This is a genomic window from Corynebacterium sp. HMSC068G04, assembly GCF_001814885.1.
In the GTDB taxonomy this organism is placed as follows: domain Bacteria; phylum Actinomycetota; class Actinomycetes; order Mycobacteriales; family Mycobacteriaceae; genus Corynebacterium; species Corynebacterium hiratae.
On sequence record NZ_KV818338.1, the window covers coordinates 1 to 14,425 of the forward strand.

Here is a 14,425-nt window from a genome sequence, read left to right on the forward strand (position 1 = left end):
AATAGGGTGTCCACTAAACGAGGGTAACCTCACTCCCAATAATCACGTAAACCAACAAGTGCTGGCCTCTACACACCACAGGGTCAGCACTTGTTGTCTATTCACCCCGACTCACTCCGATTAGCTGCAGGTAATCTTCACTTCGAATGGCTTCGTTTCCCCAGTGGTTGGATTACTCCCATTAGACAAAAGGCCTTCACCCGACATCGTGTAGGTGTCGCCTTCCTTCGATGCCGTGGCGGAACCCATCGGGCTGCTCTCGGCGTATGCCAGCGTGTTACCCTCCCCATCTACCATTCCGAGAGCCTTGACCGTTAGGTTTTCATCAGTACTAAGCACGGCGGTAATGCCGGCTGTACCAGCCCCTTCGGGTGCTACGGTCAGGTTCATCGAACCAGCTGCCTCTTGGCATAGGATAGTTTCGTTTTCTACCTCGATCGCCTTTCCATCGACAGTGGCTTCATAGCTGCCGCCTGTTGAACCGGACTGATCGTCTGATCCTGCAGTGGACTCTGCGTCGGAGTCAGTGCTATCGGCAGACTCTGAGGTTGCGGCGGAATCTACGTTGGTGTCTTCGGAAGTTTGCTCTCCTCCAGCTGCAGCTTGGGTGGTATCAACTGCTGATTTCTCGCTGACGTCACTGTCAGATTGTGAACACGCGGCGAGCGTTGTCAACGCGATAGCCGCTACAAGAGACGTAATAGACTTGGCTATTTTCATTGGCTTTCCCTTCTTTGAGTTTGGCCACTCATGCGTGACGCAGGTAACACAAACACTAGTGAAGGTTCGTTTAGCGGGGCGCAGACATGCTCCCCCACGCAGGGGTAATCATTCTCAATGGTGTTGATCAATGAAGAGTGACGCCCCCTACGACTAGTCCACTCCACTGACCGCTTGACCCTCACACAATGTGAGGGTTTAGTTTGGTTCTATGAAGATCTCAGACGTTGCCGCGGTCGCTGGTTGCTCAGTGCGATCCGTGCGCCATTTGCACGAGACAGGTGCGGTTCCCGAACCAGCACGCACCAGCGGAAACTATCGCGATTACTCGATCTCTGATCTCGCCGCAGTTGTTCGTGCGCGAGCGCTGATCGACGCCGGCGTTGCCGTCGCTGATGTCTCCTCTCCCGACGCCATCGAGCGCTCGTTCGCCATTGTGGACGAAAGAATCGCTCGTCTGCAGCGACAACGTGAGAAGCTGCGTGCTTTAGCCGCAGCACCTCATGGAACCCCCAACGATATTCGAGAGTCCTTGAGCGAAGTTATCGAAGACCCAGCAATGCTGCAGCTGGAATTGGACTCCTGGGATCTCATGGCGCTTACCGGCGTCGCTACATCAGCGACCTGGGAACAGCTTCGAAAGAACCTCGCTGACGACGATTGCCGTGCAGTTCTCCGCAGAGTTGAAACTTTGTGGCGAGAGCTTGGCTCGCTGTCCCCGCGTGATTGTCGGGTTGCGCTTATCGTCGAGAAGCTGCGCAACGTGAGCGAACACGGGTTGATGCGAGGAATCTACCCAACGCTGCAGCCTGGGAACGCTTTGCTCACCGTGACTGATGCGCCGACGACTGGTGCGCAAGGTGTAGCACTCGAGGCTTTGGCTGGAGGATCACGTGACTAGCATCTGGCGATGTGTAGAAAGGCATCCTGGATTTCGCCTTGCCAAGTATGAATTGGGCCTCTACCGGGATCTGTGGCGCTGGATGCGAGGACAAACGCTACTTCCAGTTGGCGCCGTGGCACTTCCCCACCCTCCTGGAAGGCTCCACATGCTTGGCTTCATCACCGCGATATTGCTGGTTGAAATGGTAGTTGTTCACCTTCTTTTACCTGCGGGCGTTCTGCGAATTGTGGCATTGCTGTTGTCGCTGTGGGCCATCATCTTTGTGTGGGGCCTGATTGCCGCTGAACGCATTCGCCCCAGTTATGTCACCGAAGACCTCACGGTTTTGCGGCGCGGGAAAACAATCTTCGTTGAGGTACCGATGGCTTTTGTCCGCACCACACAGGCGGACCGCACCTTCGAATCAGCGGTTATCCTAAGCAACGACGAGCTCATAGTAGGCGGCCCAGCCGGGACCGATACTCTCCTCGACCTCAGTGAGCCGGTCCAAGCATCACCAGACCGCTACCCATGGCAGCGTGTTCGCTCGATGGAGGTTACGAAGGTGCGCTTTTATGGTGCTGCTTCTCGGTAGTCGCCAGCGTTGCGTAGTTGCTCCTCAAGCTCCGCAATCATTGGCAAGGCCAGCTCCGCGCGTTCGGCATCAATTCCCCACTTCTCCGGTTCACTGCGGACCATGTGGGCTGTGGCCTTGAGAAAGCGGGCGAAGTTTTCCACGACGGCGCGGTTGTTGTTGCGCACGCCTTCGGTAAGCACGGTATTGCTTAGCCTTTCGATCCAGATTTCGAGGATGTGAGTCGAGGTGCTTTTGCCAATTGTGGTGCAGGCAGCACGCGCAAGCCGCAAGCCCTCATCGTCATGCCACACTCCTCCGGGGGCGCGAAGGCGGCACGAGATGATCGCTGCGCCTTCGACGGCAGGGATCCTCCCCTTGCGAACACAGGTTTCTACATAGTCAGCGCCGCAACCAACGGCCATAATAGGGCCGATGTCTTTAACAATGCCGCGTGTGTCATCCTCCGTGACATACCACGCGCGGAAGGTGAGGTAGTCCTCATAGCGGAAGTGGCCTGCCTCCGCCAGCACGTTGAGCAACCGAGCGGACAAAGCCTTCGTCCACACCTTGTCTGTACGCAGGTAGCCGCTGAGGCGTTCACGAATTTGATCAAGATGGTCATCCCACTGACCAGACTCAATGCCCTCTTTCAATTCGGTATAGGCCCAGTCCACGCGGACCTCAGGTCGTTTGCTCACTAATCCGGTGAGCAACGGTTCAATAACGGAATCGAGGTTATTGGCGGTGTTCATGACTTCTTCCTCTCCTGCGGCAGCACGCCGGGGTCTGACCACTTCTAGACCCTGTGCGTGGGAAGCGGAAGGACCCAAGAGAAGAGTCTTGAGCGGTGTGTGGTTGTGGCCCCGATTCTAGCGCACTATAGGTTTACTGGAAGACCAAGAAGAGATGCTGCGCGCAGAAATTCTCGATGGGCGGTGCCAACATCGACGGCGGTAACCAGCGCGGCATTAGCGGCCCGATCCCAGTGACCGCGCAGGTCCGCCACGCTCGTTCCGCGCAACCATTCCGGTTCACTGACTACCCGTACGGTGGTCGCGGTGGAAAAGAACGGGACCTTCTGCAACGCCACCATGCAGGTGAGCAGATCATGTATCTGAGCCTGATAACCCGAGCCGTGCGCCTCGTGGAACTCGAAGTAGAAGCGCATGATCTCCGGTAGAACGTCCGCCACTGGGTGCTGCGCGAGCGCTTCACGCAGCCGTTCCAGCTGCGTCGGGCCGAGGAGCATCGTCTCAGTGACGTTGAGTGGGCACAGCGTGGTGGGCCTTGAGGTGGATTCAAAGAAGTCGCGCGCAGCATGCGGGTCGACCCAGAAGTTCCACTCCGCCGTTGGCGTGGTGTTGCCGGGATAGTTCACAGCACCACCCATGATGGTGACACCGGAGAAGCAGGCGTAGTCGGCAGCGTGCTCCGCAGCAAAGTGCGCGGCATTGGTCAATGGTCCGGTCACGATGAGCTGCGCGTTGCGGTCCGCAGCTTCGGTCCAAATGCTGGTCCACTCGGCAGGCTCAGCACTAGCGTGCCCCTCCGGCACGCTCAGGTACCCAAGACCGCTTGGGCCGTGAGTTTCCGGAGTGGTTACCAGCTCCACCTGGCTGGGCTCCGGAAGCCCCGCCGCGACGGGCACCTCATCCAGGCCACACAGTTGCAGGATGTAGGCAGCATTGCGGGTGGTCTGTTCAATCCCGACGTTTCCAGCGGTGGTAGTAACACCGACCAGTTCGATCTCTCCGGCGCGGTGAAGCGCGGCGAGGTAGATCAACGCTAGGGCATCGTCGATACCGGGGTCGCAATCAAGGAGAACAGGCTGGGCAGTCATGCCCGAAATTCTATTAGGCCAATTCCACGATCTCCATGTACTCGTCGTTCCACAAATCCTCATCGCCATCGGGCATGATGATGACGCGCTCCGGCTTGAGTGCCTTGACCGCACCTGGGTCGTGAGTAACCAAGACCACGGCACCTGTGTAGGTGCCTAGGGCATCGAGCACCTGCTCGCGGGACTGGGGGTCTAGGTTGTTCGTGGGCTCGTCGAGAAGCAGCACGTTGGCGCGTGAGGACACCAGCGTTGCCAGCGACAGTCGGGTTTTCTCACCACCGGAGAGCGTTCCGGCAGGCTGTTCCAACTTGTCACCGGAGAACATGAAGGCGCCCAGCAGTCCACGCAAGTCCTGCTGGCCGGCATCCGGGCAGGCCTCGATGGTGTTTTCCCACACGGTTTTGTCTGGGTCGATGTTGTCGTGCTCCTGAGCAAAGTAACCGATGCGCAGGCCGTGCCCGGAGACGATGCCGCCTTCGCCATCGGTGCGCTCCACGCCCGCCAGAAGCTTGAGCAGAGTCGTCTTGCCCGCACCGTTATAGCCCAGCACAACCACGCGGGAACCCTTGTCGATGGCCAAATCGACACCGGCAAAAACCTCCAGCGAGCCATACATCTTTGTCAGGCCCTTGGCGTTCATCGGAGTCTTGCCGCAGGGAGCAGGTTCGGGGAACTTGATGTGGGCAACCTTATCGGCCACGCGGACGTCATCAAGCTCGTTCATCATGCGCTCTGCACGGTGCAGCATCTGCTTGGCGGCGGCGGCCTTCGTGGCCTTCGCTCCCAACTTGGCGGCTTGCTTGTGCAGGGCTGCGGCTTTCTTTTCCGCGTTGGCGCGCTCGCGGCGGCGACGAGCCTCATCGGTGGCGCGGGCATCAAGGTACTTCTTAAAGCCCATGTTGTAGACGTCTGCTTCGGCGCGAACGGCATCGAGGAACCAAACCTTGTTGCACACGGCCTCCAGCAGATCGACGTCGTGCGAAATCATCACGAGGCCACCCTCATGCTTGGACAGAAAGCCGCGCAGCCACGTAATCGAGTCCGCGTCGAGGTGGTTGGTGGGCTCGTCGAGAAGCAGCGTTGTCTGGGACTTGCCTGACCCAGCCGAAGCTGCGAAGAGAATTTGCGCCAGCTCCACGCGGCGGCGCTGACCGCCGGACAGCGTCTTAAGCTGCTGGTCGAGCACACGCTGCGGCAGCCCCAAGTTATCGCAGATCTGCGCGCATTCGGAGTCCGCCTCATAGCCACCTAAGGTGTGGTACTCCTCCTCCAGGCGGGAGAACTTACGAATGGCCTTGTCGCGGAATTTATCGTCCGTGGCGGTTTCCATCAGCTCTTGTTGCTTGGCCATGCGGCGCTTGATCTCATCCAAACCGCGCGCAGAGAGTACGCGCTCACGCGCAGTCTGCTCAATATTGCCCTCGCGGGAATCCTGCGGCAGGTAACCAATGGGACCTGATCGCGTCACCGAGCCACCATAGGGCTCGGTCTCCCCCGCCAGGATGCGCATGGTGGTCGTCTTGCCCGCGCCGTTGCGCCCGACCAGGCCGATGCGATCCCCCGGCTGCACGCGAAGGTGCTGGCCGGGGGCGTCGAGAAGCGTGCGTGCGCCCACGCGCACCTCGAAATCATTGGTCACAATCACGTCGAAACAGTCTAGCAACCAGGGTAGTTAATCCCGAACCGGCGGCAAGGACGCTTCAGCTTGTATCTGGGAATCCAGAGTGAAGAGCACCTTGGAAAACCTGGTTCCTGTTCGGCGCGTTTCACTTATGCATGAAGTTCGATGTGACTAGATTGGCGTCATGAGCACATCAGACACATCGAGATCTCCATTAATCCTCGCGATTACCGCATGTCCGACCGGAATCGCCCACACCTACATGGCCGCTGAGAACCTGGAGGCTGCTGCCGCTGAACTGGGTTACCGCATCAAGATTGAGACACATGGTTCAATTGGCGTCGAAGGCACTTTTAGCTCTCAGGACATCGAGGAAGCCGATGCCATCGTGATCGGTGCCGACACCGTCATTGCAAAGGACCGCTTTCGCGGAAAGCGCCTAGCAGCCACTGGTGTCGATGAAGCTATTAAGCATCCAAAGGAACTCCTCACTCGCGCACTGTCAGCGGCGAAGTGGCAAGAGGAGACTTCGAGCGAAGCGGTACAAGGGAATCAAGGCGTAGAGACCTCCGGCAGCGCCACTGGGTTCCGTGCCGTGAGTGAGACCCTCTACAAGGCGCTAATGAATGGTGTCTCCCACATGATTCCGTTCGTGGTCACCGGTGGTCTCCTCATCGCGGTAGCACTCTCAATCGGAGGAACACCCACGCCCGAGGGCCTGGCTATCCCCGAAGACTCCTTCTGGAACACCCTGAATGAGCTTGGCGGCCTAGCCTTTTCTCTCATGGTGCCGATCCTTTCCGGTTATATCGCGGTCGGCATTGCGGACCGCCCCGGTTTAGCGCCGGGACTCATCACTGGTCTTATCGCTACGACCGGCTCGCTTTACGGCTCTGAAGCTGGAGCGGGCTTCCTAGGCGGCATCGTCACAGGCATCCTGTCAGGCTACGTAGCCCTGGGAATCAAAAAGATTCCCGTTAATAAGTACATCGCCCCGATTTGGCCGATCATCGTTATTCCGATCTTCACCACACTCATCGTGGGGCTAATCTTTATCTACTTTGTCGGTGCGCCAGTAGCCGGCGCCTTTGAAGCCATGACCGAGTACCTCGCCGGGATGGAAGGCTCCTCTGTCATTGTCCTCGGTCTCGTCATTGGCGCGATGATCGCTTTCGACATGGGCGGTCCCTTTAATAAAACTGCCTTCCTGTTCGGCGGGGGCATGATTGCAGCCGGCAATGCGGCTCCGATGGGCATGGCGGCTACCGCCATCGCTGTACCGCCCCTGGCGGTGGGTGTTGCGACCCTCGTACGCCGTGCTTGGTTCAATAAGGCGGAGAAGGACGCCGGTATCGCCGCGCTCTTCATGGGGTTCTTTGGCATCACTGAAGGCGCTATCCCTCTTGCGGCGGCACGCCCGCTGCAGGTCATCCCAGCCAACGTCATCGGTGGTGCGGTAGCAGGCGCCCTGGCAGGTGCATTCGGGGTCAAGGACCATGTCATGCATGGTGGCCCCATCGTTGCTGTGCTCGGGGCTGTCGACAACGTCGTGGGCTTCTTCATCGCACTGCTTATTGGTGTCGTTGTCTGTGCTTCCGTCATGCTTCTGTTGATCGGACTTACCCAAAATAGAAAGGCCCAGAGTAAGAATGAGAGCTCTGGTGAACGGGGTGAAGCGGGCATAGCTAAGGAGGATGTGTCAGAAGCACCGGTCCAGGAAGAACCTTTGCTTTCTGCCGACACGGTGAGCCTTGACCAAGACCTTGGCACGAATCGCAAGGAAACGATCGATTCGCTAGTCCAGCTTGTCTCCCCTCGGCTTTCTGATCCTTCCGCAGTTATCACTACGGCCCTAGAGCGGGAAGCGAAGCATTCGACCGGTGTGGGGCATGGTGTGGCTATCCCACATGCTCGTTCCGCGGGAGTGACAGTGCCGACTTTGGCCTTTGCTCGTCTTCCCGAGGGGATTACGTGGGCAGAGGGCGAGGAACCAACGACGTTGGTCTTCCTCATTGCAGTGCCTGAGGACGCCGGCAAGCAGCACCTCAAGCTGCTTTCCAAGCTGGCGCGGGCAATCATGAAGGATGATTTCCGTACTCGCCTACAATCCGCCGCATCCAAGGATGAAGCGGTGGACATCATCTCCTCGGCTTTGGATCCGGCGTCCTCACCCGCTTCGTCATAGCAGTGAGTACTCAAGCTCTTAAAGCTACTTAAAATACCGCGCATTATGGAAAAAGAAACCGCCAGCCCGAGTGCGCAAGGTCATGTTGTGAAGACCTTAGGCGCCTCGGGCTGACGGTAATGGGGACTTGCAGCCGAAACTAGACGGCGAAGCCGAGGGCCTGGAGCATCTCGCGGCCCTCCTCGGTAATCATGTTCGGGCCCCACGGCGGCATCCAGACCCAGTTGAGCTGGACTGCCTCGGCGAGCTTGTTGCCTACGATGACATCCTCGATCTGTTCGCCGATGACATCGGTGAGAGGACAGGCCGGGGAGGTCAGCGTCATGTTAATGACGCAGGTGTTCTTGCCGTCAATATCGTCGAGCCAGACGTCATAGACCAAGCCCAGATCAACGATGTTGATTCCAAGCTCTGGGTCGATGACATCACGAAGGTACTCGGTGATATCGAAGGTCTTCGCAATCTGCTCTTCGGTCTGTTCAGGCTTGACAGCAGCGCCATCGAAGGAGGCATTCTGGTCCTGGTAAGGATCGGTGCTGCCACCGGTGGTTTCAGTGTTATCAGCCATCTACTTCTCCAATTCGTTCAACGCTTCCACGGTGGCGGCTTGGAAAGCCTTCCACCCGAGGAGAGCGCACTTAACACGGGCGGGGAACTTGGCTACGCCGGCGAAGGCGATGCCGTCCCCGATGATCTCGTCGTCACCTTCCACTTCGCCGCGGGAGGTCACCATCCTCTCGAATTCGGCCAGCTTGGCGTTTGCCTCCTCGAGGGGGATGCCGACGATTTCCTCCGCCATAACAGAGGTCGAGGCCTGCGAAATGGAGCATCCCTCGGCGTCGTAGGACACGTCCTCGACGGTTGCGCCGTCGGGGGAAAGCTTCACGCGGAGGGTGAGTTCATCACCGCAGGAAGGGTTGACGTGGTGAACTTCTGCCTGGCCTTCGCGCAGGCCAGAGAATTTCGGGTTCTTGTAGTGGTCCAGGATGACGTCCTGGTACATGGAATCTAGGTTCATTCGCTCACTCCAAAGAAGGTGCGGGCAGCCCGCACCGCCTCTATGAGGGCGTCGACCTCGTCCTCAGTGTTGTACAGGTAAAAGCTAGCGCGTGCGGTCGAATTAGCCTGGCACGCGCGGTGCAGCGGCCACGCACAGTGGTGGCCGGTGCGGATGGATACGCCATGAGAGTCAAGAACCTGGCCTAGGTCATGCGGATGGATCCCATCCACGATGAAGGAGACCGTTCCTCCGCGATCCTCGGTGTTTTCAGGCCCGATGATACGCACGCCGGGGATCTCGGCAAGCTTCTGCAAGGCCAGTGCAGTGAGTTTCTGCTCGTGGGCGTGGATGGCCTCCATGCCCACCTCGCTCAAGAACTTCACTGCTGCACCAAGGCCCACAACCTGGCTGGTCATTTGGGTTCCGGCCTCGAAGCGGGTGGGTGGCGCGGCAAACGTCGAGCCTTCCATCTTGACTACTTCGATCATGGAACCGCCGGTGAGGAAAGGCGGCAGCTGCGCCAGCAGCTCTTGCTTACCGTAGAGCACGCCCACGCCGGTCGGCCCGCACATCTTGTGCCCAGAGAACGCGGCAAAATCCACATCAAGTTCGTGGAAATCCACCGGCATGTGCGGCACCGACTGGCAGGCGTCGAGAACCACCATGGCACCTACGGCACGGGCACGACGTACCAACTCTGCGACGGGAGCCACGGCCCCGGTCACGTTGGACTGGTGGGTAAAAGCCACGACCTTCACGGAGTCATCGAGCTCAAGCGAATCGAGATCAATGCGGCCGTCCTCGGTCATGGAGTACCACTTCAGCGTCGCGCCGGTGCGCTGGCACAGCTCTTGCCACGGCACCAAGTTCGCGTGGTGCTCCAGTTCGGTGACCACGACGGTATCGCCCTCACCGACATAAAGCTCGCCGGCGCGCTCATCACTGAGCACGTAGGCAACCTCATTGAGCGCTTCAGTGGCGTTCTTGGTGAAGGCAATCTCATCGCGGTCGGCACCAACGAAGGCGGCGATGGCCTGGCGAGCGGACTCGTACGCGTCATCGGCCTCCTCCGCCAGCTGGTAGGAACCGCGGTGCACCGGAGCGTTGGTGCCGAGCACGAACTCCTCCTCGGCCTTCCATACCGGCAGGGGACGTTGCGAGGTCGCTCCCGAATCCAGGTACACCAAAGGTTTACCGTCGCGCACCGTGCGCGAGAGGATAGGGAATTGTTCCCGAATCGCATTAACGTCTAGTTCAGGCATAGGTCCTTGTGCTCGGTTCTTTTTCTCTAGCGTGTCGTGGTGTGGTCTGTCGTGGTGTTACCGGGGTCGGCGGTACAGCCTACTTGAGGAACTGCTCGTAGCCGTCTGCCTCAAGCTGGTCAGCCAGCTCGGCGCCGCCGGTCTTGATGATCTGTCCGTCGGCGAAGACGTGAACGAAGTCCGGGACAACGTAGTTGAGGATGCGCTTGTAGTGCGTGATGAGGAGGATGCCGCCGTTGGTCTCCTCCTGATAGCTGTTGATGCCATCGGAGACGACGCGCAGGGCGTCGACGTCCAGGCCGGAGTCGGTCTCGTCCATGACGGCGAACTTCGGTTTGAGGATGTCGAGCTGCATGACCTCGTGGCGCTTCTTCTCACCACCGGAGAAGCCCTCGTTCACGGAGCGGTGTGCAAAGGACTTATCGATGGCCAGCTTCTCGCGGGCCTCGGTGAGCTCCTTGTTCCACTCGCGCAGCTTCGGAGCCTCGCCACGGATAGCGGTCACGGCGGAGCGCATGAACTGCGACATCTTCACGCCCGGCACCTCAGTCGGGTACTGCATGGCCAGGAAAAGACCAGCGCGGGCGCGCTCGTCGACTTCCATCTCGAGGATGTTCTCGCCGTCGAGAAGCACCTCGCCCTCGGTCACCTCATACTTGGGGTGACCGGCGATAACGTAGGACAGGGTGGACTTGCCGGAGCCGTTGGGGCCCATGACGGCGTGGGTCTCACCGGAATTGATGGTGAGGTTGACACCCTTGAGGATCGGCGTGGGCTCACCGTCCTCCTCGTGTGGGAGCACCTGCGCGTGGAGATTCTTGATTTCCAGAGTAGACATTGAGTTGGTACCTGCTTTCGGGAAGTTTTAAGCGTTGATCTTGGCGAGCTCGTCGACGACGCGGGATTCCAGATCCTCGCGCAGGGACTCGACCGGGATGCGGGAGATGACTTCGGAGAAGAAGCCGCGGATGATGAGGCGGCGTGCCTCGGCGGCAGGAATACCGCGGGACATGAGGTAGAACAGCTCAAGGTCATCGAAGCGGCCCACCGTTGCGGCGTGGCCAGCACCGACGATCTCACCGGTCTGGATCTCCAGGTTCGGGATGGCGTCAGCGCGCGCACCCTCGGTGAGGATCAAGTTGTTGTTCGTCTCATAGGTGTCCGTGTTGTTCGCATTCTTGCGGATGAGCACGTCACCGACCCAGCAGGTGCGGGCCTCCGGGGTGCGGGAGGCGGAGCCGGCCTCGGCCTTCTGCGCAGCAGTAGCACCCTGCAGAGCGCCCTTGTAGAAGACGCGAGAGCGGCAGTTCGGCACGTCGTGGTCCACCAGCAGGCGGTTCTCGAAGTACTGGCCGGCATCAGCAAAGTAGACGCCGAGCAGCTCGGCATCGCCACCGGGGCCATCGAAAACTACGCGCGGAACAAGGCGCACAATCTCGCCGCCAAAGATGGCGGTGTTGTGGCGCAGTACGGCGTCGCGGCCCACCTTCGCAATCTGATGGGACAGGTGCACTGCATCGTCTTCCCAGTCGGCGTCGACGACGACGGTGACCTGGGAGCCGTCGCCCAGCACGAACTCCACGTTGTCTGCGTGGGTACCGGAACCGACGTACTTAAGAACGATGGTGACCTCCGCGTGATTGCCCACGTGGATGGAGGTCGCACCAAAGGAGGTCACGCCCTCACCAGCGCCGGTGATGGTGATCTCCACCGGCTTATCCAGTCGTGCATCGGCGTCAACGCTGACGATCTGCGCCTCCGGCATGGAGCACCAGGCCTGAGCTGCAACGCGGTCAGCAGGTGCACCGGCGGTGCCGAGGCGGTCGTCGTCAGGCGCCACGGTCTCGGCCGTTACGCCCTCCGGGGCCACCACGTCAATCTTCTGGGCGGTTGCCGGCGCGAACTCACCATTGTGCAGCCCGCGAAGGTTACGCAAGGAGATGAAACGCCAGACCTCGTCGCGGCCGTGCGGGACCGGGAAGTCCTCGACATCGAAGGAGGTGAACTGGTCTCCCTTAGTGACGTCAGCCGGATTAAATTCGTTGGAAGCTACCACTTAGCCCACCGATCCTTCCATCTGCAGCTCGATAAGACGGTTCAGCTCCAGCGCGTATTCCATCGGGAGCTCCTTAGCAATCGGCTCGACGAAGCCGCGCACAATCATCGCCATGGCCTCTTCCTCAGCGATACCGCGGGACATGAGGTAGAACAGCTGCTCCTCAGAGACCTGGGAGACCGTTGCCTCGTGGCCGAGGGTGACGTGATCATTGCGGATGTCGTTGTACGGATACGTGTCCGACCTCGAGTCATTGTCCACAAGCAAGGCATCACACTCGACGTTGGCAGCGGAGTTCGTAGCGTTAGCGTTGCCCTGCACCAAGCCGCGGTAGGCCGCGCGGCCGCCGTTGCGGGCCACGGACTTCGAGACGATGTTGGAGGAGGTGTTCGGCGCCATGTGGATCATCTTGGAGCCGGTGTCCTGGACCTGGTTATCGCCAGCAAAGGCCAGGGAGAGTACCTCACCCTTGGCGTGCTCGCCGGTAAGCCAGCAGGACGGGTACTTCATAGTGACCTTGGAGCCGATGTTGCCATCGACCCATTCCATGGTGCCGCCCTCTTCGACCTTGGCGCGCTGGGTCACCAGGTTGTAGACGTTGGTGGACCAGTTCTGAATGGTGGTGTAGCGGCAGCGGCCGCCCTTCTTCACGATGATCTCGATGACACCGGTGTGCAGCGAATCCGAGTTGTAGATCGGCGCGGTGCACCCCTCGATGTAGTGAACGTAGGCGCCCTCCTCCACGATGATGAGGGTGCGCTCGAACTGGCCCATGTTCTCGGTGTTAATGCGGAAGTAGGCCTGCAGCGGAATATCCACGTGGACGCCCTTCGGAACGTACACGAAGGAACCACCGGACCAGCAGGCGTTATTCAGCGCGGAGAACTTGTTGTCGCCGGCCGGAATCACGGTGCCGAAGTATTCCTGGAGGATCTCCGGGTACTCGCGCACCGCGGTGTCGGTATCAACGAAGATAACGCCCTGGGCCTCCAGGTCCTCGCGGATCTTGTGGTAAACCACCTCGGACTCGTACTGCGCGGCAACACCGGAGACCAGACGCTTCTTCTCAGCATCCGGGATACCCAGCTTGTCGTAGGTCTCCTTAATGTCGTCCGGCAGGTCATCCCAGGTTTGGGCCTGCTTCTCGGTGGAGCGGACAAAGTACTTAATGTTGTCAAAGTCGATTCCGGACAGATCTGGGCCCCAGGTCGGAACTGGCTTCTTGTTGAAGACGCGCAGAGCCTTCAGACGGGACTCGAGCATCCACTCCGGCTCGTTCTTCTTCCGAGAAATATCGCGGACGACGTCCTCACTCAAACCGCGGTGTGCTGCCTGGCCGGCTTCGTCGGAATCGTGCCAGCCGTACTCATAGCCGCCGATAGAGGAGATGATCTCGTCATCGCTCATCTTGGTTTCAAGGCCTGGTGCCGGTTGTGCCTGTGTCAAAGCCCGCTCCTTTCTAGTTCGATTAGTTCTTCCCCGGCTCCGCCGCGGAAGGCGGGACTGGGGTTAAGGGGATATTCGTGGTGCAGATTCCATGACCATCCGCAATGGAGGCCAAGGGCTGCACATGTTTGCCTAATAGCGCGGAGAAGACTTCCTGTTCAGCTTCACACAACTCCGGATGCTCGGCCGCCACGTGGGCGACCGGGCAATGGTGCTGGCAAATCTGTACTCCGTTGCCCACCGACGTCACCGTGGCCGCGTAGCCATGCGCGTCGAGCACTTCGGCCAGCTGACGCGCCACCTCCGGAACGGATTCCTGATCTTCTACCAGGGGCTTCACGTCCTCCACGAGGCGCTCGAAGCGAGCCTTGGCGAAGCGACGAACCGCCTCCGGCCCGCCCGCTTCACGCAGTGCGGTGAGCGCTTCCGCCGCCAGCTGATCGTAGGCGTGCCCAAATTGGGCGCGGCCCTGATCCGTGAGGCGGAAATGCTTGGCGGGGCGACCACGGCCCACCGACTGCCCAGGGCGGGCTGATGGGCGGCGATGCACCACCTCGGTGAGTCCTTCCTCCACCAAAATGTCTAAGTGCCGACGGATGCCGGCTGCAGAGAGACCGAGACGTTCACCCAGATACGACGCCGTTACCGGGCCGTCTTTTAGGAGCAACAACATGACGTGTCGGCGGGTGTCGCCCTCAGTCGAGCGAGTCTCCCTAGGTAGCTCCTTCGTCACGGTGTACACCTCCTTGAATGAAACACTCTCTCTTTAGACAACACTAGTGTTCCTTAATTCATTCCCGATTTCCACTCTTTCATTCGTGTCGCGGGCAGCTCG

At 59.6% G+C, this 14,425-nt stretch carries 14 protein-coding genes; 3 read left to right on the top strand and 11 right to left on the bottom strand.

The annotated features are described in order from the left end of the window. Positions 1-120: 120 nt before the first annotated feature. Positions 121-720, bottom strand: coding sequence for a lipoprotein LpqH (locus HMPREF2993_RS08280; protein WP_070547332.1), 600 nt, complete (start codon positions 718-720; stop codon positions 121-123). 211 nt (positions 721-931) lie between these two features. On the opposite strand from HMPREF2993_RS08280, the gene HMPREF2993_RS08285 reads away from it, so the two are divergent. Both HMPREF2993_RS08285 and HMPREF2993_RS08290 read left to right on the top strand, forming a co-directional pair. Beyond that, positions 932-1,621 carry a MerR family transcriptional regulator gene (locus tag HMPREF2993_RS08285; protein WP_049157427.1) on the top strand — a complete coding sequence of 230 codons (690 nt, stop codon included), beginning with the start codon at positions 932-934 and terminating at the stop codon, positions 1,619-1,621. A gap of 148 nt (positions 1,622-1,769) precedes the next feature. Continuing rightward, positions 1,770-2,198, top strand: a complete 429-nt coding sequence (locus HMPREF2993_RS08290) for a hypothetical protein (protein ID WP_232745289.1) — start codon at positions 1,770-1,772, stop codon at positions 2,196-2,198. Here HMPREF2993_RS08290 and HMPREF2993_RS08295 read toward each other — a convergent pair. From HMPREF2993_RS08295 to HMPREF2993_RS08305, 3 genes are all read right to left on the bottom strand, one after another. Beyond that, a complete protein-coding gene (locus HMPREF2993_RS08295) occupies positions 2,177-2,932 on the bottom strand; it encodes a hypothetical protein (RefSeq protein ID WP_070681248.1) in 756 nt (251 codons plus the stop codon). The two genes, HMPREF2993_RS08290 and HMPREF2993_RS08295, sit on opposite strands and share 22 nt — an antisense overlap. Before the next feature lie 125 nt (positions 2,933-3,057). Next, a complete protein-coding gene (locus tag HMPREF2993_RS08300) occupies positions 3,058-4,020 on the bottom strand; it encodes a nucleoside hydrolase (RefSeq protein WP_070681245.1) in 963 nt (320 codons plus the stop codon). Between the two features lie 13 nt (positions 4,021-4,033). Further along, positions 4,034-5,665: an ABC-F family ATP-binding cassette domain-containing protein gene (locus tag HMPREF2993_RS08305; RefSeq protein ID WP_070516612.1), complete on the bottom strand. Its 1,632-nt coding sequence runs from the start codon at positions 5,663-5,665 to the stop codon at positions 4,034-4,036. 160 nt (positions 5,666-5,825) lie between these two features. On the opposite strand from HMPREF2993_RS08305, the gene HMPREF2993_RS08310 reads away from it, so the two are divergent. Then, positions 5,826-7,826 (top strand): fructose-specific PTS transporter subunit EIIC, encoded by a 2,001-nt coding sequence (locus tag HMPREF2993_RS08310; RefSeq protein ID WP_070516610.1) that lies wholly within the window; start codon positions 5,826-5,828, stop codon positions 7,824-7,826. Positions 7,827-7,965: 139 nt separating this feature from the next. Here HMPREF2993_RS08310 and HMPREF2993_RS08315 read toward each other — a convergent pair whose 3' ends face one another. The 7 genes from HMPREF2993_RS08315 to HMPREF2993_RS08345 all read right to left on the bottom strand — a co-directional run bounded on the left by HMPREF2993_RS08315 (position 7,966) and on the right by HMPREF2993_RS08345 (position 14,263). After that, a complete protein-coding gene (locus tag HMPREF2993_RS08315; protein ID WP_010186729.1) occupies positions 7,966-8,394 on the bottom strand; it encodes a metal-sulfur cluster assembly factor in 429 nt (142 codons plus the stop codon). Continuing rightward, complete coding sequence (sufU, locus tag HMPREF2993_RS08320; protein ID WP_070701902.1) at positions 8,395-8,844, bottom strand: Fe-S cluster assembly sulfur transfer protein SufU; 450 nt, start codon at positions 8,842-8,844, stop codon at positions 8,395-8,397. Beyond that, positions 8,841-10,088, bottom strand: coding sequence for a cysteine desulfurase (locus HMPREF2993_RS08325; protein ID WP_070516605.1), 1,248 nt, complete (start codon positions 10,086-10,088; stop codon positions 8,841-8,843). Before HMPREF2993_RS08325 ends, sufU begins: the two co-directional genes overlap by 4 nt. A 79-nt stretch (positions 10,089-10,167) precedes the next feature. Continuing rightward, positions 10,168-10,926: a Fe-S cluster assembly ATPase SufC gene (sufC, locus tag HMPREF2993_RS08330; protein ID WP_046649116.1), complete on the bottom strand. Its 759-nt coding sequence runs from the start codon at positions 10,924-10,926 to the stop codon at positions 10,168-10,170. A 27-nt stretch (positions 10,927-10,953) separates the two neighbouring features. Next, a complete protein-coding gene (gene sufD / locus HMPREF2993_RS08335; protein ID WP_049157436.1) occupies positions 10,954-12,144 on the bottom strand; it encodes a Fe-S cluster assembly protein SufD in 1,191 nt (396 codons plus the stop codon). Further along, entirely contained in the window at positions 12,145-13,551 is a 1,407-nt protein-coding gene (sufB, locus tag HMPREF2993_RS08340) for a Fe-S cluster assembly protein SufB (protein WP_210401559.1), read from the bottom strand. It abuts the gene before it with no gap. A 61-nt stretch (positions 13,552-13,612) separates the two neighbouring features. Continuing rightward, positions 13,613-14,263, bottom strand: coding sequence for a helix-turn-helix transcriptional regulator (locus HMPREF2993_RS08345; RefSeq protein ID WP_158395618.1), 651 nt, complete (start codon positions 14,261-14,263; stop codon positions 13,613-13,615). Positions 14,264-14,425 lie beyond the last annotated feature (162 nt).

Coding starts and splice junctions, on each gene's coding strand:
- HMPREF2993_RS08280 (WP_070547332.1), bottom strand. CDS start 720: ATGAAAATAGCCAAGTCTATTACGTCTCTTGTAGCGGCTATCGCGTTG.
- HMPREF2993_RS08285 (WP_049157427.1), top strand. CDS start 932: ATGAAGATCTCAGACGTTGCCGCGGTCGCTGGTTGCTCAGTGCGATCC.
- HMPREF2993_RS08290 (WP_232745289.1), top strand. CDS start 1,770: ATGCTTGGCTTCATCACCGCGATATTGCTGGTTGAAATGGTAGTTGTT.
- HMPREF2993_RS08295 (WP_070681248.1), bottom strand. CDS start 2,932: ATGAACACCGCCAATAACCTCGATTCCGTTATTGAACCGTTGCTCACC.
- HMPREF2993_RS08300 (WP_070681245.1), bottom strand. CDS start 4,020: ATGACTGCCCAGCCTGTTCTCCTTGATTGCGACCCCGGTATCGACGAT.
- HMPREF2993_RS08310 (WP_070516610.1), top strand. CDS start 5,826: ATGAGCACATCAGACACATCGAGATCTCCATTAATCCTCGCGATTACC.
- HMPREF2993_RS08315 (WP_010186729.1), bottom strand. CDS start 8,394: ATGGCTGATAACACTGAAACCACCGGTGGCAGCACCGATCCTTACCAG.
- sufU (WP_070701902.1), bottom strand. CDS start 8,844: ATGAACCTAGATTCCATGTACCAGGACGTCATCCTGGACCACTACAAG.
- HMPREF2993_RS08325 (WP_070516605.1), bottom strand. CDS start 10,088: ATGCCTGAACTAGACGTTAATGCGATTCGGGAACAATTCCCTATCCTC.
- sufC (WP_046649116.1), bottom strand. CDS start 10,926: ATGTCTACTCTGGAAATCAAGAATCTCCACGCGCAGGTGCTCCCACAC.
- sufB (WP_210401559.1), bottom strand. CDS start 13,551: ATGAGCGATGACGAGATCATCTCCTCTATCGGCGGCTATGAGTACGGC.
- HMPREF2993_RS08345 (WP_158395618.1), bottom strand. CDS start 14,263: ATGTTGTTGCTCCTAAAAGACGGCCCGGTAACGGCGTCGTATCTGGGT.